The sequence below is a fragment of the Acinetobacter geminorum genome, from assembly GCF_013009345.1.
Taxonomy (GTDB): domain Bacteria; phylum Pseudomonadota; class Gammaproteobacteria; order Pseudomonadales; family Moraxellaceae; genus Acinetobacter; species Acinetobacter geminorum.
The window spans coordinates 144,960-168,980 of the sequence record NZ_JABELE010000008.1; the positions used below are offsets into that span (position 1 = coordinate 144,960).

Annotated in this window: 21 protein-coding genes; 7 read left to right on the plus strand and 14 right to left on the minus strand. The window is 38.9% G+C overall.

Annotated elements, in window-relative coordinates; all coding sequences use genetic code 11:
* The first annotated feature begins 161 nt into the window (after positions 1-161).
* The 4 genes from HJG58_RS09525 to HJG58_RS09540 are packed head-to-tail and all read left to right on the plus strand — an operon-like array spanning position 162 to position 3,326.
* The gene (locus tag HJG58_RS09525; protein ID WP_000925676.1) at positions 162-746 is read left to right on the plus strand and encodes an anthranilate synthase component II; all 585 of its coding nucleotides are present in this window, start codon (positions 162-164) and stop codon (positions 744-746) included.
* Between the two features lie 9 nt (positions 747-755).
* On the plus strand, positions 756-1,805 hold the full coding sequence (gene trpD, locus HJG58_RS09530; RefSeq protein ID WP_086265805.1) for an anthranilate phosphoribosyltransferase: 1,050 nt from the start codon (positions 756-758) through the stop codon (positions 1,803-1,805).
* Between the two features lie 9 nt (positions 1,806-1,814).
* A complete protein-coding gene (trpC, locus tag HJG58_RS09535) occupies positions 1,815-2,621 on the plus strand; it encodes an indole-3-glycerol phosphate synthase TrpC (RefSeq protein ID WP_170248690.1) in 807 nt (268 codons plus the stop codon).
* Positions 2,622-2,630: 9 nt separating this feature from the next.
* Complete coding sequence (locus HJG58_RS09540; protein ID WP_170248691.1) at positions 2,631-3,326, plus strand: Smr/MutS family protein; 696 nt, start codon at positions 2,631-2,633, stop codon at positions 3,324-3,326.
* A gap of 10 nt (positions 3,327-3,336) precedes the next feature.
* On the opposite strand, the gene xdhC is transcribed toward HJG58_RS09540, so the two are convergent.
* The 3 genes from xdhC to xdhA are packed head-to-tail and all read right to left on the minus strand — an operon-like array spanning position 3,337 to position 8,203.
* Positions 3,337-4,320 (minus strand): xanthine dehydrogenase accessory protein XdhC, encoded by a 984-nt coding sequence (gene xdhC, locus HJG58_RS09545; RefSeq protein ID WP_170248692.1) that lies wholly within the window; start codon positions 4,318-4,320, stop codon positions 3,337-3,339.
* A gap of 6 nt (positions 4,321-4,326) precedes the next feature.
* The gene (gene xdhB, locus HJG58_RS09550) at positions 4,327-6,702 is read right to left on the minus strand and encodes a xanthine dehydrogenase molybdopterin binding subunit (protein ID WP_170248693.1); all 2,376 of its coding nucleotides are present in this window, start codon (positions 6,700-6,702) and stop codon (positions 4,327-4,329) included.
* Position 6,703: 1 nt separating this feature from the next.
* Positions 6,704-8,203 (minus strand): xanthine dehydrogenase small subunit, encoded by a 1,500-nt coding sequence (gene xdhA / locus HJG58_RS09555; RefSeq protein WP_170248694.1) that lies wholly within the window; start codon positions 8,201-8,203, stop codon positions 6,704-6,706.
* A gap of 261 nt (positions 8,204-8,464) precedes the next feature.
* Here xdhA and folE point away from each other — a divergent pair, with 261 nt between their 5' ends.
* Together folE and HJG58_RS09565 are read left to right on the plus strand one after the other, a co-directional pair.
* Complete coding sequence (folE, locus tag HJG58_RS09560; RefSeq protein ID WP_002118643.1) at positions 8,465-9,013, plus strand: GTP cyclohydrolase I FolE; 549 nt, start codon at positions 8,465-8,467, stop codon at positions 9,011-9,013.
* A gap of 150 nt (positions 9,014-9,163) precedes the next feature.
* Positions 9,164-10,315, plus strand: coding sequence for an extended-spectrum class C beta-lactamase ADC-265 (locus HJG58_RS09565; protein ID WP_086265799.1), 1,152 nt, complete (start codon positions 9,164-9,166; stop codon positions 10,313-10,315).
* Between the two features lie 67 nt (positions 10,316-10,382).
* Here HJG58_RS09565 and HJG58_RS09570 read toward each other — a convergent pair whose 3' ends face one another.
* The 4 genes from HJG58_RS09570 to hemE form a co-directional block, all read right to left on the minus strand.
* Positions 10,383-12,266, minus strand: coding sequence for an Lnb N-terminal periplasmic domain-containing protein (locus HJG58_RS09570; RefSeq protein WP_442891941.1), 1,884 nt, complete (start codon positions 12,264-12,266; stop codon positions 10,383-10,385).
* Between the two features lie 70 nt (positions 12,267-12,336).
* A complete protein-coding gene (locus HJG58_RS09575) occupies positions 12,337-12,807 on the minus strand; it encodes a DUF3015 family protein (protein ID WP_002118800.1) in 471 nt (156 codons plus the stop codon).
* Between the two features lie 145 nt (positions 12,808-12,952).
* A complete protein-coding gene (locus HJG58_RS09580) occupies positions 12,953-13,747 on the minus strand; it encodes a DUF817 domain-containing protein (RefSeq protein WP_170248696.1) in 795 nt (264 codons plus the stop codon).
* A 6-nt stretch (positions 13,748-13,753) separates the two neighbouring features.
* Positions 13,754-14,827, minus strand: a complete 1,074-nt coding sequence (hemE, locus tag HJG58_RS09585) for a uroporphyrinogen decarboxylase (protein WP_170248697.1) — start codon at positions 14,825-14,827, stop codon at positions 13,754-13,756.
* Positions 14,828-15,128: 301 nt separating this feature from the next.
* On the opposite strand from hemE, the gene HJG58_RS09590 reads away from it, so the two are divergent.
* The gene (locus HJG58_RS09590) at positions 15,129-16,370 is read left to right on the plus strand and encodes a L,D-transpeptidase family protein (protein WP_170248698.1); all 1,242 of its coding nucleotides are present in this window, start codon (positions 15,129-15,131) and stop codon (positions 16,368-16,370) included.
* Between the two features lie 119 nt (positions 16,371-16,489).
* Here the strand turns inward: HJG58_RS09590 and basJ are convergent, their stop codons facing one another.
* The 7 genes from basJ to basG all read right to left on the minus strand — a co-directional run bounded on the left by basJ (position 16,490) and on the right by basG (position 23,955).
* A complete protein-coding gene (gene basJ / locus HJG58_RS09595; protein WP_170248699.1) occupies positions 16,490-17,659 on the minus strand; it encodes an acinetobactin biosynthesis isochorismate synthase BasJ in 1,170 nt (389 codons plus the stop codon).
* Positions 17,660-17,783: 124 nt separating this feature from the next.
* Positions 17,784-18,539, minus strand: coding sequence for a 4'-phosphopantetheinyl transferase family protein (locus HJG58_RS09600; RefSeq protein WP_170248700.1), 756 nt, complete (start codon positions 18,537-18,539; stop codon positions 17,784-17,786).
* Positions 18,540-18,549: 10 nt separating this feature from the next.
* Positions 18,550-19,284, minus strand: a complete 735-nt coding sequence (gene basH, locus HJG58_RS09605; protein ID WP_170248701.1) for an acinetobactin biosynthesis thioesterase BasH — start codon at positions 19,282-19,284, stop codon at positions 18,550-18,552.
* Positions 19,285-19,355: 71 nt separating this feature from the next.
* Positions 19,356-20,951: an acinetobactin export ABC transporter permease/ATP-binding subunit BarB gene (barB, locus tag HJG58_RS09610; protein ID WP_170248702.1), complete on the minus strand. Its 1,596-nt coding sequence runs from the start codon at positions 20,949-20,951 to the stop codon at positions 19,356-19,358.
* Complete coding sequence (gene barA, locus HJG58_RS09615) at positions 20,948-22,558, minus strand: acinetobactin export ABC transporter permease/ATP-binding subunit BarA (RefSeq protein ID WP_216076550.1); 1,611 nt, start codon at positions 22,556-22,558, stop codon at positions 20,948-20,950. The genes barB and barA overlap by 4 nt, the downstream gene beginning before the upstream one ends.
* A complete protein-coding gene (locus HJG58_RS09620) occupies positions 22,551-22,706 on the minus strand; it encodes a hypothetical protein (protein ID WP_002058914.1) in 156 nt (51 codons plus the stop codon). Before HJG58_RS09620 ends, barA begins: the two co-directional genes overlap by 8 nt.
* 97 nt (positions 22,707-22,803) lie before the next feature.
* A complete protein-coding gene (gene basG / locus HJG58_RS09625; protein WP_170248703.1) occupies positions 22,804-23,955 on the minus strand; it encodes an acinetobactin biosynthesis histidine decarboxylase BasG in 1,152 nt (383 codons plus the stop codon).
* Between the last annotated feature and the right edge of the window lie 66 nt (positions 23,956-24,021).

Sequence of the window (24,021 nt, forward strand, 5' to 3'; positions counted from 1 at the left end):
TAGTTAAACTGGTTACTTCTTTTTTTGCTATATTAGCCCATTAGAAAGCGGCTTCTTATTTTATATATCTAGAAAGCCCTTTCTGAAAACGGGTATCAATATGGGTAACTATTTTAGTCACTTATTAAATATATATTAATTATCATGAGGTTAAGTTCATCATGCTTCTAATGATCGACAATTACGACTCTTTTACCTACAACATCGTCCAGTATTTTGGCGAGTTGAATCAGGAAGTAAAAGTAGTTCGCAATGATCAAGTCACATTAGAGGATATTGAACGATGGCAACCAAAATATCTCGTGATTGGTCCGGGTCCTTGCTCTCCAAGTGAAGCAGGTATTTCAATTCCTGCAATTAATCACTTTGCCGGAAAAATTCCTTTGCTTGGCGTGTGTTTAGGGCATCAAAGTATTGGGCAAGCTTTTGGCGGAAAAATTGTAAGAGCCAAAACGGTGATGCATGGACGTTTATCTGATATGTACCATAGCAATAAAGGTATTTTCAGTAATCTTCCTAGCCCTTTCTCAGCAACTCGTTATCATTCATTGGTGATTGATCAGCAAACACTGCCTGATTGCCTTGAAGTAACGTGTTGGACCAATGAAGCAGATGGCTCCATGGAAGAAATCATGGGTGTTAAACATAAGACATTGCCTGTTGAAGGTGTGCAGTTCCATCCTGAATCGATCTTGAGTCAACATGGCCATCAAATCTTTAAAAACTTTTTAGATATTTATGCATAAGTGATCCCTATGAATATTCAACAAGCACTTAACCATATAACAAAAAATATTCACCTGACTCAGCCGCAAATGGAAGACATTATGCGTAGCATCATGCAAGGTGAGGCAACCGAAGCACAAATTGGTGCTTTGATGATGGGCCTTCGCATGAAAGGTGAAAGTATTGACGAAATTACTGCTGCTGCACGTGTCATGCGTGAATTTGCTATCAAGATCGATGTTAGCGATATCAAACATTTAGTTGATATTGTCGGCACAGGTGGCGATGGGCAAAACTTATTTAACGTCTCTACAGCATCAAGCTTTGTCATTGCAGCAGCAGGCGCAACTATTGCAAAGCATGGTAACCGAGGCGTTTCAAGTAAATCAGGTTCATCTGACTTACTTGAACAAGCGGGTATTAACCTTGATTTAGATATGCAACAAACTGAGCGCTGCATTCGTGAGATGGGTGTAGGCTTTTTATTCGCTCCAAACCACCACAAAGCAATGAAATATGCTGTCGGCCCACGTCGTGAGCTTGGTGTTCGTAGCATTTTCAATTTACTCGGCCCGCTTACGAATCCGGCCGGCGTAAAACGCTTTGTGATTGGTGTATTTTCAGATGAACTTTGCCGTCCAATTGCCGAGGTTATGAAGCAGCTTGGTGCTGAACATGTCATGGTGGTTCATTCAAGAGATGGACTTGATGAAATTAGCCTTGCTGCTCCTACCGCTATTGCTGAACTCAAAGATGGTGAAATTACCGAATGGACGCTTAATCCAGAAGATGTCGGGATTGAATCACAAACTTTAAATGGTTTAGTGGTAGCAGATGCTGCAGCAAGCTTAAAGCTGATCAAAGATGCATTGGGTAAAAATAAATCTGACATTGGTGAAAAAGCAGCAAATATGATTGCGCTTAATGCGGGGGCAGGTATTTATGTCTCAGGCATTACTCAAACCTATGCTCAAGCTGTTACATTCGCTCAAGATATTATCTATGGCGGACAAGCTTTAGAAAAAATGAGTGTTTTGGCTGAATTTACCAAAACATTAAAGCAATCTCAGGCAGATTAAGGATTTCTCATGATTAATATTCAAAATACCATTTTAGGTAAAATTGTTGACCGTAAACATGAGGAACTTGCTGCGCGTTTAAAACAACGTAATTTGCAAGATGTTGAAGAACTAGCAAAAGCTGCGACTCCAGTGCGTGGCTTTGCCAACACTTTAAAACATAAACGCCCTGGTGTGATTGCTGAAATAAAAAAAGCCTCTCCATCAAAAGGAATCATTCGCGCAGACTTTAATCCTGCCGAAATTGCCCAGCAATATGAACAAGCTGGAGCAGCATGTCTATCGGTACTGACCGATGTTGATTTCTTTCAGGGTGCAGATGAAAATATTGCTATTGCTCGTAATCATTGTGCCCTACCTGCTTTACGTAAAGACTTTCTGATCGATCCATATAATGTAGTTGAAGCACGTGCTTTGCATGCGGACTGTATTTTATTAATTGTTGCTTGTTTGTCTGACCAGCAACTCGAAGAAATGTCAAAAACTGCGTTTGAACATCAACTTGATGTATTGGTTGAAGTTCATGACGAAGAAGAAATGGAACGCGCTTTAAAGCTTTCTGAGCAATGTTTATTAGGTGTGAATAACCGTAATTTAAAAACGTTTGATGTGGATTTAAATACATCTATCCGTTTGAAAAAATTACTTCCGGCCTCACGTTTATTAATTACTGAAAGCGGTATTGCGACACCAGATGATGTGCGTATGATGCAAGAGCATGATATTCACAGTTTCTTGGTGGGCGAAAGTTTTATGAAACAACCCCGTCCAGATCAAGCTTTTACTGCACTTTTTGGACAACCTCAAACGGTTTAATGAAGATATATGAGTAATAAAGATTCATCGCTTTCTAAAGAGCAACAAAAGTTATTGAAGCAATTTAAAAAGCAAATCTCCAATCCTCATTCAAGCAAAATCGCAAATCAGCCTGAGTCTAAAAAAGCTCAGGCTGAGTCTGAAGAATTGGAAGATACACATCTATTTCAACAGGCTGTTGCTGGTGTTAAACGCATCAACAATAGTAATGTTGCCGATGTAAAAACACCTCGTGCCAGAAAAGTCGACGCACAAACTCTAGCGAAGCGTGCAGCCGCAGAAGGTGGCCGTGATACCGAACACGCCGAGTTATCAGATACTCAAGCTGCTTTAAATCCGGTCGCAAGCCAAGCAACGTTAAGCTATCGCATTGCGACTCTGCAACATAAAGTTTTTGAAGACTTACAAGCAGGCAAGATGCGTTGGTTTGAAGCTGTAGATTTACACGGCTGTACCATTGAGCAAGCACGTGACGCAGTTTTACAAATTATCCAGATGGCAAAAGATGAAAATCAAAATGTTATCAAAATTGTGCATGGCAAAGGCCCAGAAGCGGTCTTAAAAACCTATGTCAACGGATGGTTACGTCAACACCGCGATGTTTTGGCTTTTGTAAGTGCTCCAGAAAATCAAGGCGGCACAGGTGCTGTTCTCGTACTGCTTAAACGAGCAGAAAAAAATCCGAAGTTCGAACAAAAAAAATGATCCTTTGGGATCATTTTTTTACATCAAACACCTGCAATAATTGAGCAACTACTGCAATGGCAATCGTTGCAGGTTGTTTCGATGAAATCCCTTCTATACCAATAGGGCAAACTAAGCGTTGTAATGTTTCCGGAGTATAACCGCGTACTTGCATACGTTTCTCAAAAATAGCCCTTTTACTTTTTGAGCCAATCATCCCAACATAAGTAAATGGTTTTGTCGTAGGTTTCAAGGCTGCAAAACACAGTTGCAAATCTAATTGATGATCGTGAGTTAATATTAAAATTGCACCTGAACGGTCAAAATGCTCGATCTCGGCTTCAAGTGTATCTGTCGTTAAACATTGCACCTGTTGCAGTAAATCAGATGGGAAAATATCATCACGTGGATCAATCCATTTCACCCGAACACCAATAGGCAATAAACAACGGACGATTGCTTCACCCACATGCCCCGCACCACAAATCAGCACTTGCATGGCATATGGTTGAATCTGCTGGCTAAATTGCCATTGCTCACTGTTGGCAGAATGAAACTCGAAACTTGGTTGTTGTTCCATATCCATAATCTGCCAAGTGGATGCATACTGATTTGAGACGGTACGCCATATATGCCTTCCAGCTCGCCATGCTTGCAAACTCATGGATAAATCTGACGGGGTTACAGCGGGTGATATTTTTTCAAACAATAGCCACATCACCCCGCCACAACATTGCCCCAACCGAGCACTGAGGTTAAAGCGTTCAATACGCCTCACACAAGTTTGCAGTTCGCTTAACATTGTTTTAGCAATATCAATGGCCTGAAACTCTAAATGCCCACCACCAATCGTATCTGACTGCTGCCATTGCTGTTGCAAATTAAACCGCAATAACATTGTTGCACCAACTTCCCGTGGTGTTGAACCATCAGCGCGGACCACTGTGACCAATACCATAGGTAGAGCATCGACTTGCCACGCTACAAAATCAGTCCACCATTGTAAATGTTGCATAATCTTCTACATTTTAGCTTGTGGACGGTTAGCCAAAGCTTGTCCCCACCCAATCGCAATTGCACGTAAAATTTCTTCGGCAGTTGCCGGAGCATTGAGTACGAGCGGTGCATTTTCTGGAATAGCCGCCTGTACAGCCTGACGAATTGCAGAGAAAACAGATAATGCCAACATAAATGGGGGTTCACCTACAGCTTTGGAGCGATAGATGGTATCTGCCTGATTTTGGTTATCAAACAGTTTGACATTAAAAATATGCGGAATATCAAAACTGGTCGGGATTTTGTACGTTGAAGGCGCATGGGTAAATAAGCGTCCTGCGTGCAGTCCTTGAGGCTGCCAATACAACTCTTCTGTCGTGAGCCACCCCATCCCTTGGACAAAACCACCTTCAATTTGTCCAATATCAATTGCAGGGTTAATTGACCGTCCAACATCATGCAAAATGTCAGCACGTAATACTTTCATTTCTCCAGTTAAAGTGTCTATTGCGACCTCACTGACCGCTGCCCCATAAGCATAATAGAAAAATGGGCGCCCTAAGTGGTTGACCTGATCATAGTGAATTTCTGGCGTTTTATAAAAACCACTGTCCCATAATTGCACACGTGCCATATATGCTCGTTGAACCAAGTCAGGAAATGTCCATGAATGGCCATTCGCTGTTGAAACCATACTATCTTCAAACTGGACTTGCTCTGCGTCACTATCACTTATGTCTGCTGCAAGTTTTGCCAGACGCTCACGAATCTTAATACAAGCATTTTGAACAGCTTTACCGTTTAGATCTGCTCCACTCGATGCTGCAGTTGCCGAAGTATTTGGCACCCGAGAAGTGTCTGTTGCAATTAAACGAACACTATCGATGGGTAAACCCAACTCATGTGCAGCAACCTGCCGTACTTTGGTATATAACCCCTGTCCCATTTCTGTACCACCGTGCGTAATCGCAACAGTGCCATCCATGTACACATAGACTAGTGCACCTGCCTGATTGTAATGCACGGCGTTAAACGAAATACCAAACATTAATGGGGTTAACGCAATACCACGCTTAATGATGTTATTGCTCTGATTAAAGGCATGAATGCTCTGTTTACGTTTCGCGTAATCGCTACTTTGCAATAATTCGGCCACCAGTCGAGGAGCAACATTATCACGAACTTCTGCCCCATAATGCATGCGATCACGTCCGGCGCCAGGCTGCTCAGCAAAGAAATTACGCTGTCGAATTTCAACAGGATCACAACCTAAATAACGAGCAATGTCATCAATAATATTTTCAATGACAAACATGCCTTGCGGTCCACCAAAACCACGGTATGCCGTATTGGAGACAGTATTAGTTTTACAACGTAAGTTACGTAGCTCAACCGCATTTAAATAATAAGCGTTGCCAATATGACAAATCGCACGTTCATTCACTGGCCCAGAAAGATCAGCCGAAAAACCGCAATTTGAAGCCAATTGAACCTTCAAGCCTTGCAAAACACCACTGTCATCAAAAGCCACAGACCACTCATAAGCAAAACCGTGACGTTTGCCTGTAGCACTCATGTCGTCATCTCGATCTAAGCGTAATTTACACGGACGGCCCGTTTTTTGTGCTGCCAAAGATGCAATGCATGCCCACTGTGCCGACTGTGACTCTTTACCACCAAAACCACCACCCATACGACGACTTTCCACACTGACCTGATGCATATTCATGCCTAATGCATGACAAATCAGTAACTGCATTTCTGTTGGATGTTGTGTCGAGCAATAAACTTTTAAGCTCTGATTTTCTTGTGGAATCGCATAGGAAATTTGCCCTTCAAGATAGAAATGCTCTTGCCCGCCCAGTTCAATAGAACCTGATAGTAGATGTGCTGCGTTTTGAAATGCCTGCTCAACTTCACCATGGCTAAATTCTACAGGCGGTAAAACCCACGATTCTTTTTCAATCGCATCTTGAATGGTTAAAATCGGAGTTTCAGGTACATACTCAATTTTTGCTAAACGGACTGCCTGACGAGCTTGCTGATAACTCTCGGCAACAACCACAAACAAGGCTTGTCCATAAAACTCAACCTGCTCTTCGGCAAAAATCGGGTCATCTTTAACAATCGGCCCCCAATTATTTTCAACCTCGATATCTTTTGCCGAAAAAACTGCATAAACACCCTCAGCCTGACGTACGGCATCCAAATCAAACTTACTGATTTTGCCTTTGGCACAACTTGAAAATCCCACTGCCAGATGCATCGTATTTTCAAGCTCGGGTAAATCATCAATATAAGTTGCCTGTCCAGTCACATGTAAATGCGCACTTTCATGTGGAATCGAGTCGCCTGCTTTAGCCGATTTTTTAGAAACACTGAAGTCAATCGTTTGATTCATGTTAGATCTCCACCACAGCAATCAAGTCAGTCACACGTGTGATCGTTTGAAACAGGATTTTTTCTACATAAAACCGCTGTAAACAGTTTTTTGCGACTTGTAAACGATATGCCGAGCTAGCGCGTCCATCATCTAAAGGCTGATAGTCTTTCGACAAGGCCTCTTTTGCCTGAACGATCAATTCTGCTGTAATTTGCTGGCCTTCCAATATGGCTTCTGCATATTTTGCACGTTTGGGAATAGCTGCCATGCCACCAAAAGCAACTCTTACATTGTGAGCGACATCATAATGATCTAACTCGCATGAAATGGCCGCACATACCGCAGAAATATCTTGCTCAAAACGTTTAGCAATTTTATAGCTGGCAAATTTAAAACTCGTCTGCCCTTCACGAAGCGGAACAATAATCGCCTCAACAAACTCACCAAGTTGTAATGCTGTTTTTTGATAATCTATATAAAAGTTTTCCAAAGCAATTTCACGAGTCTGTTCACCTGCTCGCAAAATCAATCGTGTACCTAGCGTAATTAATGCTGGCATTGAGTCACCAATAGGCGAACCATTGGCAATATTTCCACCTAGCGTTCCTGCATTTTTAATAGGCATGGAAGCAAAACGGCGCTGTAATTCTTGAAAGTCAGGATAAAAATCTGAAATTTTGATGAGTGCATCACTCAAGCTTACATTTGACCCAATCGTTAAAGCATGATCTGTGACTACAATTTTTTTGAGTTCTTCAACCTGACCGATATAAAGCATATCTCCTAAATTACGGCCTTGCTTTGTGACCCACAAACCAACATCTGTGCTACCAGCAACAATACGTGCCTGCGGCAACTGTGACCGTAAAGCGGCAAAATCCTGCAAAGTCTTTGGTGCAAAAAATTGCTGTCCATGATCATTCAAATGCAATGCAGGTAATGCTTTGATCTCTTTTAATACTTCAATTACTTTTTGACGTTTTAATAAAATACGTGGATAGTCATATGCTTTTTGTGCCGCATCAAAAATAGGGCGATAGCCTGTACAGCGGCACAAATTTCCAGAAAGATAATTACTGACTTGATCTTTGCTTGGACAGTGTTGTTCATTTTCATACATTGTCCATAACGACATGATAAAACCGGGAGTACAAAACCCGCATTGTGAACCATGCATATCGACCATCGCCTGTTGAACCGGATGAAGTGCCCCATCCTTTTTAGGCAATAATGTATGAAGATCTTCTACTGTAAATAAAGCCTTACCATCTAAAGTCGGTAAAAACTGAATACACGCATTCACACTTCGTAATTGCAAACTGTCATTGACCAACTCACCAATCACGACTGTACATGCACCACAATCGCCCTCAGCACAGCCCTCTTTTGTGCCGGTCTGCCTAGTCTTACCAGTTTGGGTATATTCTCGCAGAAATTGTAAAACTGTCATTGTGGGTGTTACATTTTCAACTTGCTGCTGGCTACCACGGAAAAAGAAGGTGATTGGACGTTCTGACATGTTTTATCCTTATGCTCTATAACACTGCATCTGTGCAAATATGATGCCACTAGGCGATCATTTAGAACCTACCAACATTAAATACACATTTGACGTTCAAACTCTTGACTATTAACGATAAAAAACATGAAATTTATTCATCTTTTATTAAGCACGCATAAAACCAGAATAAATATAGTGCGAGGAGTTATGAACATCAGGTCATGTTTCTGATACAATGCCGAGCTTGTCTAATAGAGTAAACTTATACGTCTTATGTCAATGCAGCAATCGTACGCAAATATCCTGACTGCCGTCGGTGAAGATCTTGATCGTCCCGGCCTTAAAGATACGCCTGTGCGTGCGGCTAAAGCTTTTTCATATTTAACTTCTGGCTATAGTAAAACTTTAGAAGAAGTCACCAATAATGCTGTTTTCCCATCAGATAACCATGAAATGGTATTGGTGAAGAATATTGAATTCTATTCGCTTTGCGAACATCATCTCCTCCCATTCTACGGCCGTGTTCATGTAGCCTATTTACCGGAAGGCAAAGTTCTTGGTCTATCTAAATTTGCACGTATTACTGAGATGTTTGCTCGCCGTTTGCAAATTCAGGAAAATCTGACTCAACAAATCGCAGAAGCCGTTGCTGAAGTGACTGGCGCTCGTGGTGTTGCTGTAGTTATCGATTCAGCACATATGTGTATGATGATGCGTGGTGTAGGTAAACAAGAATCTACAACTCGTACAGTTTCATTTGTCGGCGATTTTAAAACTGATAAAGAAGCACGCCGTGAATTTTTAAGCGCAGTACCAGAAAGTTATTAATCTGGTTTTAATGCAAAAATAAGAGCCCGACGACGTTGGGCTTTTTTATATCTAGTTAAAGCACTTAATCTATAAAACATAACAATTAAATTAAGTGATTTTTGTTATAAAAGTACGCATCTTTCTTTTTAAATAATTTATGAGTTCATCATGCGATTTAAAAAAATTTCTTGCCTACTTTTACCGCCTCTTTTTATTTTTAGTACCTCAATTTATGCGGGAAACACCCCCAAAGAACAAGAAGTTAAAAAACTGATAGATCAAAATTTTAAGCCTTTATTAGATAAATATGATGTGCCTGGTATGGCCGTGGGGGTCATTCAAAATAATAAAAAATATGAAATATATTATGGCCTACAATCTGTTCAGGATAAAAAAGCCGTAAATAGCAGTACCATTTTTGAACTAGGTTCGGTCAGTAAATTATTTACCGCTACAGCTGGTGGATATGCAAAAGCAAAAGGAAAAATCTCTTTTAATGACACACCCGGAAAATATTGGAAAGAACTAAAAAACACACCGATTGACCAAGTTAATCTTCTTCAACTTGCGACGTATACAAGTGGCAACCTTGCTTTGCAATTTCCAGATGAAGTTCAAACAGACCAACAAGTTTTAACTTTTTTCAAAGATTGGAAAACTAAAAACGCAATCGGTGAATACAGACAATATTCAAATCCAAGTATTGGCTTATTTGGAAAAGTTGTGGCTTTGTCTATGAATAAACCTTTTGACCAAGTCTTAGAAAAAACAATTTTTCCACCTCTCCATTTAAAAAATAGCTATGTAAACGTACCTAAAACTCAAATGCAAAATTATGCATATGGCTATAATCAAGAAAATCAGCCGATCCGAGTTAACCCTGGCCCGCTAGATGCCCCTGCGTACGGCGTTAAATCGACACTACCAGATATGCTGACTTTTATTAATGCCAACCTCAACCCACAGAAATATCCGAAAGATATTCAACATGCAATTAATGAAACACATCAAGGTTTCTATCAAGTCGGTACGATGTATCAAGCATTGGGTTGGGAAGAATTTTCTTATCCAGCGCCTTTACAAACTTTATTAGACAGTAATTCAGAGCAAATCGTGATGAAGCCTAATAAAGTGACTGCCATTTCCAAAGAACCTTCAGTTAAGATGTTCCACAAAACTGGCTCAACAAATGGCTTTGGATCTTATGTGGTGTTTATTCCAAAAGAAAATATTGGTTTAGTCATGTTAACCAATAAACGTATTCCAAATGAAGAACGCATTAAGGCAGCGTATGCAGTATTAAATGCAATAAAGAAATAATCGTCTTATCTAAAAACAAAAAAGAGAAATGAATAAACTCATTTCTCTTTTTTTATACATTTATTCTTTAAAAGAACCAAACATATCCTAGACTTGATTTCATCCAGTCTTGTTGGTTTTGTTGTTCATAGTCCCAATTCAATCGAACAGCATTATTGCGATTAATCACATATTGCCACTGAGTATTTACTCTCAAATTCCATTGGTTTTGATCTTGCCAATAAGGCAATTCAATTTGCACCACAGAGTTGAAGCGCTCAAACCATTGATTCATACAACCTAAAGTTGGCCCCATTCCTACGCGCCACCCTTTATCTAGATTTGAACCTGTTTGTACATAGGTTTGTACTTGTCCATAGCAAATATGCTTTCGCCCATAGTCTGCAAGACTGTAACCGACCTGAGCATTAAAGCTTGCTACGCCGTGTTGTTTGTCTTCACTAAAGTTTCCATCATTAATGGCTTCCTGACGCCAACTTAAGTTAAAACCCCAACTCAGCGGTGTTTTAAATGGTTGAATCGGGTTATAAGAGTTCACTTCTAACAGATCAAGACGTTCTAGTTTTAAATGGTCATCTCGCCACTGTGCATTACCATTTAAAAATAGTAATTGGGTCCCTGCACGGTAGCCTCCTTGAGGATCTATTAAGTCATGATAGGCTTGCCGATGACCAAGTTCGATAAACTTATCGCCTTGAACCTCACCAGCTTTCACTGAAAGATTACGCGCGTTATGACCTTGAGTCGGCTCCTTTGTTGGTCTTTTTGGTTCTTGACGTTGCTTATCTAAATCAATCTGACTTCTGAGTGCTAAAAGCTGACGTAACTGCGGCTGAGCAATGCTTTCTTCAACTTTACGACCAATAAACTGTAGATATAAATCATCGTAAGCCATCTCGAGGATTTTAGCCTGATCCTGCTCAGTAAATGATTTTAAAATCTGAGAAGACTGCTGTATAGGCAGCATCGCAATTTGATGAGCCACCTTCGCCAGTGAGGGACCATGCTGATGAGCTTGGGACAATAATTGGGTTTCTAAAGCAGGTCGATATACAGGAGCTTTCGTGAGTCCCTGCTGCTGCATCGATTTAATGGTTTCCATTGGAATAGATGCATAGGTGAATTTCTCTTGCAAGTTAGACTCAGGTTTTACTAAATCCACTAACCCTAACAATCGATAGGCACAGTTATCACTCACAAAATAATAAGGAAAGCTCACATGTTGCATTTCCCAAATATGGCTTACTAAAAACCGAGTTTCTTCAGGTGATAGATTTAACTCATATTCCCACAAATCGCGGCTTTCAAAATCACCATACTCTTTTACCTTACGATAATAAGGCATCAATGAATATTCGCCTGGATACTGCCCCGTTAAACCTTTCCATGCATATGACCAGTTGTCGTTGCCTGCCACAGTTGCTGCATAGTTTACGGCGTAAGAGACAAGGTTTAACTGCTGTTGATCTTTTGGGTCCAAACGCAATAACGTATGACCAAACATTGAGCTAGGATTGCCCATAAAATCGGTCGCATAAATTAAGGTCGCTTTATGAGGCTTAATCTGCCCAATCCAATTTTCAAATTCTGAACAATTTACTTGAGGCAATTCATTTTCTTGAATGCCGACTTTTTGCATGAGCCATTGACTACGTGCCGGAAACTTACAACGAATCGACTGATTATCTTGAGCAGGCATAAATAATGCTGAAATGTCAGCTTTCAGTTCTTCTTTTAAGTTATTTTTTCCATTTTCTGATAAGAAATAGCCAGAATAAGTAACCTCACTTTTCTGATTTTTATTGGCATACATCAGCCTTTGCCATGTAATGTCTTGATCTAGATTTTGTTGTTCTGCAATTGACCAATATTTTTGAATAGATGGATTTATATCTGCTGAATAAGCAATATTCACTGCCAAAGAGGCAAAAACTAAAACAACTGACTTCATTAAGCTCATCAATTTTTATCATTAAATATAAGAAAAACCCTGCCATACGACAGGGTTTTCAGTTTCAAACTTATACGTAAGCTTTTAAAACGTCATCTTTAGCCATTACTGTTTGTAATGATGCTAAAACTTGAAGCGTATTTTGATTATTTGCAGAATAGATTTCACCAAAGTTTGCTTTTGAAACTTTAAAGAAACGATCTTTGTCTTGAGGTTTGATTTGCATTAACTCAGCAAGTACGTTCAGGCTTTCACCTTGGCCTACTGCCATATCACGTGCTAAAGCTTCAGCATTTTCATTTGTGAATGTAACCACTTGCGCAGTTACTGTTCCGCCTTGACGGCAGCCTAAAGTACCAAAAGTAATCCCTAGTAATTGGTTAGTAAAAATACCATTTGTTGTTGCAGCAAGAATTTTAGGCACCACTCCTTTTTGGCCAGCCCATACTTGCGTACCCACACCACAACCTACATCGTTATCAGCCATAGCAACACTTGAACCAGCTGCTAACAAAGCAGCTAAAGCTAATTTTTTTAACATAGATGTATATCTCCAAAATCATTATTGATTGTTTCTTATGTATTGTTATGTGTAATTCTTATTACACGATATTAAAGATAGCGAGAAGGCTGTGATTTAGCAATTAAAAAATAAATAATATGATGAAAAGTGCTAACGAAAAAATTTACCTTAGATTCCAGTTACCTTGATTATCTCGATGACCTAATATTTTAAGCACGAGAACCAAACTTAAAAGTAATAATAAATACCATGACCCCAGTTTACCCCAACCTACCATGTGCCAAGCATCTACCTGACTTGGATAGAGCCAGATTTTATAAAAAGTACTAATATTTTCAGCAATCCAGATTAGAAAAGCGAGGGTAAATAATACAGGCAACATCGGGATTTTAAATTTATGCTCGTTGAGCTGAAAATAAAGCTTGGTCTTCCAAAAAATAAAAATACTGATCGCAAATAAAATATAGCGAATATCAGGTACAAAAAATTTACTCATAAAGTTTATATATGAGAAAAATGCGAGTAAAAGCATCGTTCCAAAACTTGGAAGTTTTTCAAAAGAAACCTTAAATAATCGGAGTGATCGCGCAAAAAAACTACCTACAGCCGAATACATAAAGCCTGCAAATAAAGGCACAGTTAAAATTTTAAATACCGCAGGCTGAGGATATTGCCATGATGCGATCGCAGGATGCGTTAAAAATATTTCCATGACCATCGCCATGATATGAAATAAAGCAATAACTTTGGCTTCTGCCCATGATTCAAGTTTTAAATATAAAAGACAGATCTGAATCAGCACTGCATAGATGAGTAAATAATCATAACGATAAAAACCCATATATTCATGGCTTCCCATCGGCGCTGTTAAAGCAAAAGCAATTAAAAGTAGAATACCAAACAAGGCTGCCGAAACAGCCTTGCCGATAAAATGAATTGGTAAAGTGAGATGACGCACAAAAAACTATCCTAGATATTTAGCACTATACTCATGTACTGTATCTACAAAGATTTTTGGTTGCGCAGGGTCTACCCACTGGGTAATACCGTGGCCTAAGTTAGCAACGTAACCTGTTTTTTCACCGTTTGCATAAGCATCGTCTAACATTGCTTTTACAGCTTTTTCAATTGAAGCAGCCGAGCCATATAAAACAGCAGGGTCAAGATTACCTTGTAGCGCTACACGTCCCGACACAATATTACGGGCTGTATTAAGTGGAGTAGTCCAATCTAAACCTAATGCATCTGCACCAGTCGTAATCATTGGCTCTAACCATTGACCGCCACCTTTAGTGAAAACAATAACAGGAATACGGCGACCATATTTCTCACGTTGCAAACCAGCAATGATTTTATTCATGTAGTTTAAAGAGAATTCGACATATTCACGATGTGCTAATGCCCCACCCCAGCTATCAAATATCTGGATAGCCTGAGCACCTGCATCAATTTGAGCATTTAAATAATCAATAACTGAATCTGCTAAATGATCAAGTAAAGCATGCAAAACTTCTGGTTGCGCGTACATCATCTGCTTGGTAAAACGGAACTCTTTACTTGAACCACCTTCAACCATATACGTTGCTAATGTCCAAGGACTACCAGAAAAACCAATCAGTGGAACTTGGCCACCTAAAGCAGAGCGAATTGTGCTTACTGCATTCATCACATAATCAAGGTCTGACTTTGCATTTAGCTTGGGTAAATTCGCGACATCTTGTTCAGTACGAACAGTTTTTTGAAACTTAGGGCCTTCACCCGTTTCAAAATAAAGCCCTAAGCCTAATGCATCAGGAATTGTTAAAATATCTGAAAATAAAATTGCTGCGTCTAAATCGTAACGGCGTAAAGGCTGTAAAGTTACTTCACAAGCAAATTCTGTATTTTTACATAGAGATAGAAAGTCGCCTGCTTTTGAACGTGTTTCACGATATTCAGGCAAATAACGTCCTGCTTGACGCATCATCCATACCGGGGTGGTATCTACAGGTTCGCGTAACAAAGCTCGTAGGAAACGATCATTTTTCAAAGTCGTCATTACCAATCTCTATATTCTTTATGTGGCAGCATCATATCAAAAACATAGAGATTTTTATAATTTCAATTTCACACAAAAAACTCGTCAATCTACTAAAAAATGCATATTTACACAAAAGTCTACTGCAAGCAGCAAGGTTTTCTGCAATACTTGCAACATGTTACATCGGGTCTATTGATATTCTTTTAACCACTAAATTACCAATCTTGGGCTCATAGAGATGAGTTATTGGTAATTTTATGCAATTTTAGATTAGATCATGCCCCTATTGCTTATATGAAAATTCTTAAGGTTGAATTACATGTTTGTTCGCTCATTACTCGCTATGAGTTTAAGTTGTATTATTGCTAATGTTGCTTTTGCTGCTTCAACAACTGAGCAACCCCTGAATCCTAAAAAGGTATCAGCTCCTGTAGAAGATCCGATTGATCCTTTAGCAGTAGATGCAGCTTCAACTGTAAAAGCTCAAGCTTCGACACAAATTACTGCTCAAGAACAAAGTGACTTAAATCGAGCGTCAACAACATTACAAGATTTGCAAAAAACTGAAGACCAAAATGCCGATTCAGGTATTGCCGCTTCAGCACCAGTAGCCGTAGCTAAAACAACCTCAACAACTGCTAAGACTTCAGCTCCAACAGTTTCTTGGACATTAGATAGCTTAAATTCGGCTGAATGGTATGAAAATATTGGTAAGGGCCAGTTTCCAGTCTATGCTCGTGCTCACGTCATGCTAAATAATGCACATGCGTCGCCAGGTGCAATTGACGGTATGAGTGGCAAAAACACGTTAAAAGCAATCTCTTCATTCCAGCAAATGAATGGTTTATCACCTACTGGTGAACTGACTAAAGAAACTTGGGATGCATTAGTTGCTAAGCAAACAAAACCTTCATTTATTGAATACACCATTACTGATGCTGATTTAAAAGGCCCATATGCACAATCAATTCCTTCTGATTATGCTTTACAGGCTAAAATGAAAGGTTTGTATTACACTCGTGTTAGCGAAATGTTGGGCGAAAAGTTTCATATCGATGAAGCTTTCTTAAAAACAATCAATCCAACAGCAACATTCAAAAAAGCGGGTGAAAAAATCATTGTTCCAAACGTACGCAATGATTTACCAGAAGACATTCATTTGATTATTGCGCATAAAGGTGCAAAACAACTGTACCTCTTCAACAGCCGTAACCAAATGATTGCGTCATTTCCTGCAACAATTGGCAGTACTGATACGCCTTCTCCGACCGGTACTTACAAGGTAGTTGGTGTGGCTCGTAATCCTTGGTATAGCTACTCACCATCAAACTTTATTCAAGGTAAAAACTTGAAACCCCTTTCTTTACCACCTGGCCCAAATGCGCCTGTAGGTAATATCTGGATTGGTTTAAGTAAAAAATCTTTTGGTATTCACGGAACACCAAACCCGTCTTTAATTTCTAAAACAGCTTCTCACGGTTGTATCCGTTTAACGAACTGGGACGCTAACGATTTAGGTAATAAAGTACGTTCTGGCGTAACTGTTAAATTCTTAGAATAATCCTCTTAAATAAAAGAGCCTGCTTTATGCAGGCTTTTTTATTAAATTTTTAATATATCTCAGTAGAATATTTAGTTATTGTTTTGACTATAAAAATAAAATCTGCCAAGGTTTAATAATTACACAGCAATTTTTGTATTTAGAATATTCAGCATGGTTTGCATCTTAGCTTCTGTTTCTAACCATTCAGCTTCAGCATCTGATCCTTCCACAATCCCCGCACCAGCATATAAGCGCATTTTATTTTCACTGAGTAGACCACAGCGAATCGTTACTACCCACTCACCATTACCCTCGGCATCCATCCAACCTACTAACCCCGTATAATAATGTCGGTCATAACCTTCATGATCTAAAATAAACTGCTTAGCAACATTGGTTGGTGAGCCACAAACCGCTGGTGTTGGATGTAATTCTAATGCAAGGTTTAATGCATTCGGTGCCTGTTTTTTAAGCACCCCTTGGAATTCTGATGATAAATGCAACATTGTTGATGTTTCTAAAATATCTGGAAATTCAGAAACCTTAAGCTCTACACAATGAGTAGCTAAATTTCTAATAATATTCTCAACCACAATTCGATGTTCATGTTGGTCTTTCTCAGAATGATTTAATTCTTGTTGGCTGACGAAATTTTTTTCAGAAATTTGTGATTTTGGTCTAGAACCGGCCAAAGGATTACTGGTTACAGTACGACCTTGTTTTGATAAAAGCAGTTCTGGGCTTGCACCTAGAATATAATTATTATGTTCTACTGGAATCACAAAATTATAAGCATTTGGATTTTGTTTTAATAAAGCAGCCAATAAATTTTCAGGCTCTTGATGACGGTTAAACTCATATTCAACAGCCTGAGAAAGAACAACTTTTTCTACCTTCTTTTTCTCAAAAGCATCTAATGCTAACTGTACTGTACCTTCAAATTTTTGGCGTTGAATGAGTAATGATTTATTAATTATCTCAATGTTATTACGATTTTTTAATGAGTTAATCGTAGAAGATGCTTGTGTTATTTTTTTATGATCGCCATAAAAATTTAAGCTACTTTTCTTTGTAATATCAAAAGGTATAGCACCAATTAAAACTGGATTTTGATGGCCTTGCTTTTTAATTTCTTCAAAACATTTTGCAATCTCGTCATTAAATAGTGCGGTATTTGCTGCGGGTGTATTTATCGTTTTAACGAATTCGTTGACTTCAAGATAATAATTTTTCGTTGAGAAACATGAAAATTTCTTTTGACCGATATGATCTAAATTTTGCTCTACTGATATTTGAGTCTGCATCATCTGTATATCACCTCTCACATTGATTTTTTTCAAGCAAATTCTGTAGTACTTCTTTTTAAATATAGGAGTATAAAAATACTGAAACACACATTAATGCAAATGATTATTATTATCAATAATAAATTTAGTTTTCAATGCAAGAAATTGTAATTATCTCGTTATTTGTATAAAAAAATTGAACTTTAATCTCTAGATTTATCTCGATTAAAGTTTCTTGCCTAAGGTAAAAATAAAGAAACTCGCCATCTAGCTGTTTAAAGCTTATATTTTTAAAATCAACAATTTGCTTATATTTCAAACAAAATGCTTTAATGATACTTTCTTTAGCGGAGAATATTATCAAATATAAATATGCTTGATCTTTTTGTAGCTTTTCGATTTCTGCTTGCTCGTTTTTATTGAGGAAAACATTATAAAATTCATCTTTCTTTTGAAAAAAAATATAATGTTTTTGAGACTCTATATCGATTCCAAATATTTTTTCTTTAACCGTGTTATTTCTAGCATATGCGATGGCATGACATGATTTTTTTGATCCAACATGGCTAATCCCACCTATCACTCCTTCGGGCCATAGGGGTTCCCCATGTTTACCTTGATGAACAATAGAATCTTGTAAATTGAGGCTTTGTAATGCATATTTGGCTGCTAAGCGCCCCGTCAAGAACTCTAATTTACGAATGAAGCGTGAGCTTTTTATATTCGGTGGAAGAAATATATTCAGCTCCTGATAGATATGATCAAGCTGAGATATTTCTTTGATTTCACTGAGCTGGACTTTATATATATCTAGCCCGAAAGCTGTTAGCTTTTCATATTGAATATTTATTTCATCCAGACATGAATTAGCCCCTCTATTTACCTGCTTCTCCCTATTCATAGTCTGCACTTTATTCAATATTCACAGTCAATGTTTCAACGATGGCAGCAATGTTTTCAAGCATCTTTATTCGGGTCTCGGGATTGAGAAAGTAGAAATGGTCCCCTTCAAACTCAATACTACCTAACCACTTTTCTGTGTGTTGTTGCCATGCATCCATCATTCTTTTGTTAGGAATATCAGGGTCTTGTTTGCCATAAAATGCAACAATCGGGACCTCAGTCTTATGAATCTTCTCGCTAAGTAATTGATCACTAAGATAGAAATCATTACGAATGATTTTGAGAAAGAATGTGAGTGCATCCTGATTATTTAAAATTTCATCAGGAAAATTATTGTATCGCTTCAATTCATCAATAATTTTTTTATCAGTTAGCTCATGCTTGTACCGCATATGTTGAATATAGTGATGCTCAGGTCGGCTACTTATAACGATTAATCTCAACTGATCAATCATTGTTTTTTCATTCAAATAATTGAGTACTTTCCAAATCAAGCCACCTCCCACACTATGTCCAAATAAAATGAACGGTGTGTCTGAGTAAACTTGTATTTCAGTGGCAATTTGCATAGCCAATAGATCAGGATCATCAATCAATGGTTCATTTATTTTTATACCATGACCCGAATATTCAATAGGAATAATACGAATATTGTCAGAGATCTGCTTTTTCCATGGATGATAAATACTCGCGCTACTCCCCGCAGGCGGTAAACAGAACATATTATATTGATGTTTATTCACTTAAGAATTCTCCAAATATTAAGCATTTTTCTTTCATAAAAAATGCCTAAATCAGGTTTCTGCGTTATTTTTTAAACAGAAGTTGAAGCTAAATTGATAGTTTGAGTCGGTTGCCAAATGGCGGAATCACGATGTGTCACAAAAATAACCGTAGAAGAAAGAGTACGTATCGTTGTAACGATTTCTTGCTCAGTCTCTTCATCCAAGGCAGAGGTTGCTTCATCAAGTATTAAAATTGGCGCATTTTTGAGTAATGCTCGCGCAATTGCGACTCGCTGACGTTCACCACCGGACAATGCGCTGCCTTGTTTACCAACCGATTGATTAATTCCTTCTGAACTACGGTCAATCATTGCTCCTAATGCGGAATCTCTTGCAGCCTTTTCTATTTCATCATCAGTTGCATCAGGTTTACCTAAACGGATATTTTCAGCGAGTGTTCCTGTGAACAAAATAGGTTCTTGCGTGACATAAGCGATATTCGAGACCAAAACTTCATATTTCATTTGATCAAGAGCTATGCCACCCAGAGTAATTTTTCCTCTTTGTGGATCATCAAACCGTGTAAGCAATTCAAGTAAAGTACTCTTACCACTACCGCTTGGTCCGGTAACCCATACTCTGCTCCCCCATGCGATGTCGAGAGATATATTTTCAATTGCTGGCGCATAGCTAACGTCTTGTACCGAAATATGATGGCCAGTAGGAATTTGAGGGTGTAATGGCTCAGGCAACTCAGGTGGATGGGTGATCTGATTAAAATTGCGCAGTGCAGCAAACAAATCATTGATATGCAACCCTGCGGTAGCAAGTTCACCTAACGGCGCTGCTGCACGTCCAATTAAGACGAGTAATGCCAATACCAAAGCAGCATGATTGACTCCAGCGATCACCAGATATGTTGCCATCCCTGCAATGGGTAAAACACTTGCCAAGGTTGCAATAAAACTTGCAAATGCAGCAGCACGATTAATCCGTACTAATGTCTCTTCTTGCTCTTCCCAACGATGTTCTAGCCTTTGGACCGCACGTTCAGGACCAGCTGCCGTGCGTAATAACTCAACATGATCAACCAATTCCAGCGTTGCTTGTGAAGCGGCTAAATCGGCAGTATTACGCTTTTTATCAATATGCATGAGTGCACGTTGTGCTAAGAATTGAGCAAATAAAGAGAGTAAAAGTAAGCCTAAAGCGACAAATGCTACGCCTGCTCCAGCAAGCAGGCCTATTCCTATTGTTAGAAACAAAGGCATAAAAGGCGCATGTAAAAAGGTTTGCAATTGATGAGCAGGGATACTCATAAACCCAGGAATTCCCTGTCCAGCAATCGTTTTAATCTGAGCACGCTGTTCATTGGTAAACCAAGAGAGCTTGGCACGAGCTAAAGATTTGCCTAACTCAGCAAATAGGTCCCCTGCTAAACGCACACCAGTAAGGAAGCCAGCACGAGTGACCACAACTGTCACTAATATTGCTGCAATTGCACTGATGAGAACCCAACTTGGAGACCATTGATTGACAATAGCAAATGCCAATACGGTATATGCAATTGCTTCAATTGCTGCAACAATGATCCATCCGATACCAACAATAATTAATTTTTGTTTGGCCGCACGAGGAAGCATCGAAAAAATCTGATCTTTATTTAATTTAGCAGGAGTATTCATAAAGATTTCCCTGAGTCAGTTGGGCCTTTAAGCACTAACCTGTTGTCGGCATGCGCAGCTAAGGCAAGATCATGAGTGACCATGACGATGGTTTTATTCTGGTTTTTAGCTAAGCGGCTTAATTCCAATATTATTTTTGTCGCATTGGTCTGGTCTAGTGCGCTCGTTGGCTCATCTAATAAAATAATAGGAGCTGAGGATAAAAAAGCACGCGCTATTCCTATGCGCTGTTTTTCACCGCCTGAAAGTAAAGTTGCATCTGCATTTAAATCTACTTTTAGTTGTGCCTTGAGTAATGCCTGCTCAAGTTGTTCATCATTTGCATTAACGGCAGATAAGGACAAGTTTTCTCTTACTGTGGTCGGTAATACATCTCCACCTTGTGGAATAAACAAAACCTTTTCATGTCTTAGTTTTTCATGTAATTGCAAAATATCTGTTTTTGCTAATTGAACGACACCTTCTTGCAATACAGCGAACCCAGCAAGTGCTCGCAGTAAGGTTGTTTTGCCAACTCCACTTGGCCCTGTAATTGCAGTAATTGAATTTTTTGGAAATGCATAACTTAATCGATCCAATACTTTTTGATTTTCGATTGCAAAGCTTGCATTAACTATTTCAAGTGTTACATCTTGCTCAATCTGTTGTAGATTACCCGATGAGAGTACCGGTTCTTTTAAGAATGCAGATAAACGAGTAGCTGCAGCTCGCCCAGCAGCGACATAATCAAGACCATGCCCTAAACGTAGCGAAGGTGTCACGATGGCCAAACTAAAGAAAAGTGTTGCAGCCAAGGTCATGCTGTCGTATTGATAAGCTACGAGATAGGCTATGGCAAAGGTTGCAACAGCTTGTAGTAATGCAGTGGCAACAGCAGCGAGTGTTGCGACTTTACTCACCCAAGACACCATATTTTGAGTGAAATTTTGTGCTGATTGAGTATAGGCTGTTAAAGCACCTGATTGTTGCCCATATATTCGATTATCACGAATGCCGCGCGCATAATCATCAGCAGAACCAATAATATCTAACATGACCTGCATACGCGCAGCGCCATCCCGTTTTGATACATGGGGAACAATAATTAAATAATAGAGTGAAGCAATTGCCCCAGGTAATAATACCCAAAGTGCCATCGGGCCAACCAACACAACTAATAAAACAATAGAAACTAAAGGGATTACAGCAAAAATCGCAATTTCCGACGGTAAATGCGCCACCATGTGATGTAAAGTCGCGATATCGTCTGAAACGAGTCGTTTTAAGTTTTGGTCACCCTGTTTTGATAAGGTTGTGGTCGGTAACCGAATTAAATGATGAGCAATTTGACGACGTAATCGTGCCGAAAATCCAGCCTCTGCGTCATGCACTAACCATGAGGCCAGTGCTGCCAATGCCGCCCCAACTATCCAAAAAAACGCTGAAAAGATCACCCAATAAGAAGATAAATAACCAATCAACTGAATCATGCCCCACAGGGCAGTTAAAATAGCTAAACCTGAAAATACGGCAGCAAGCGTTCCTGCAAATAATTTAGGAAATGCTGGCTTGAGTGCAGGTGCCAAGGAAGAGTCTGTCATCAGATGAGATAACTTTAAATCAGACATGCTTATCTCTCTTTATATTCATAGAAAAAGCGGTACTTAAAATAAAATCTCGCTTCAATTGACCAGCAAGAATTGCCATTTTCGGCTTTAAAAAAGCATGAATAAGAAAATCATATAAAAAGTATTTTTTTAAAAACTTTAATTGCATCAAAAACTTCCTAACCACCCTATCAAAATATTTTTAGATCATTTTCTAGACTGTAAAAATTAATATGGATTTGTCTAAATCATCTTGGTTGATATGACTAAAAACCAACTGTACGTTTAGAGGCACCTTGTAAATCAAAAATAACATCGTCAATTAAGCTATCAATCTGACGTGTATCTCGGTGATGTGCCGTAGTAATTAAATGAGCCATATTTCCGGAAGTTGCCAGATAATGCTTTTTCCAGATGTGCTCAGAAGGACATGGAAATACCACAGTGATTGAATTCGGATTCCGCCAAGCAGGAATTCCCACTGCCTGAAAACGATCAACCGCGTACTGGGCCATTTTTAGACAATGTTGAATTCTCTGTCGTCTTTGTAAATTGGTTTGGCTACGTATTGCCACCCACATCAGCAAGACGGTATGACCATTGCGTGAACCACTAATGGTTTGATCACGTGTAGAGATATAGTCAACATCTACCGATATACGCTCTACATTTTGTCGCTTGGCCACAACAATGCCACACGGAATTGGTGAACCAATCATTTTATGACCAGACACACAAATCGAGTCGATACCATGAGCAAAGGAAAACGCTTGAGGATGATCAACAAAAGGTAAAATCATGCCACTTAAGGCAGCATCGGCATGAATATAATAATCTCGGCGCATAATTCCGATTTGCGTTAAGCGCTCTTGAATCATTTCAATATCATCAATTGCGCCAGTCATGGTCGTGCCAATATTTGCAAAAATAATGGGGTGACTTTCTTTATTGGTTTTTATTTTATGGATTAAATCATCATAGTCGATTTCACCATTATCCAATGATTCAACCACGCAAGATTTCATCTGCAATAATTTGGCGATTTTTCCAACCGAATAATGCGTATCTTTTGAGTAATATAATGTGGAATCTGGAAATAGCTCACGCGCCAGATAGCAGCCGAACATATTACCTTCTGTGCCACCATTGGTTACGTATCCCCAGCTTTCTTCAAAGGGAATTTGAAAAATTTCAGCAAAATACGCCATCACATCTTTTTCAAAATCAAAAGAATTCAATGCGTAATTACTATAGTCTTTCCAATCACCACAATTATTAATAGAGAATTTGAAAAAACGGAATAAAGCGGAATAATCAAAATCTGCAGATTCAGGATATCCAATATTGAAATATTGATGTTTTAAACAGTAATTCCAGAATGTCTCAATTCTCTCTTGATCAGCAGGCGATAAAATCATTTTTTGCTCCGTTAATATGACGATTACAAGTCGTCTAAGGAGTCGCTATCAAAGATATAAATTTTA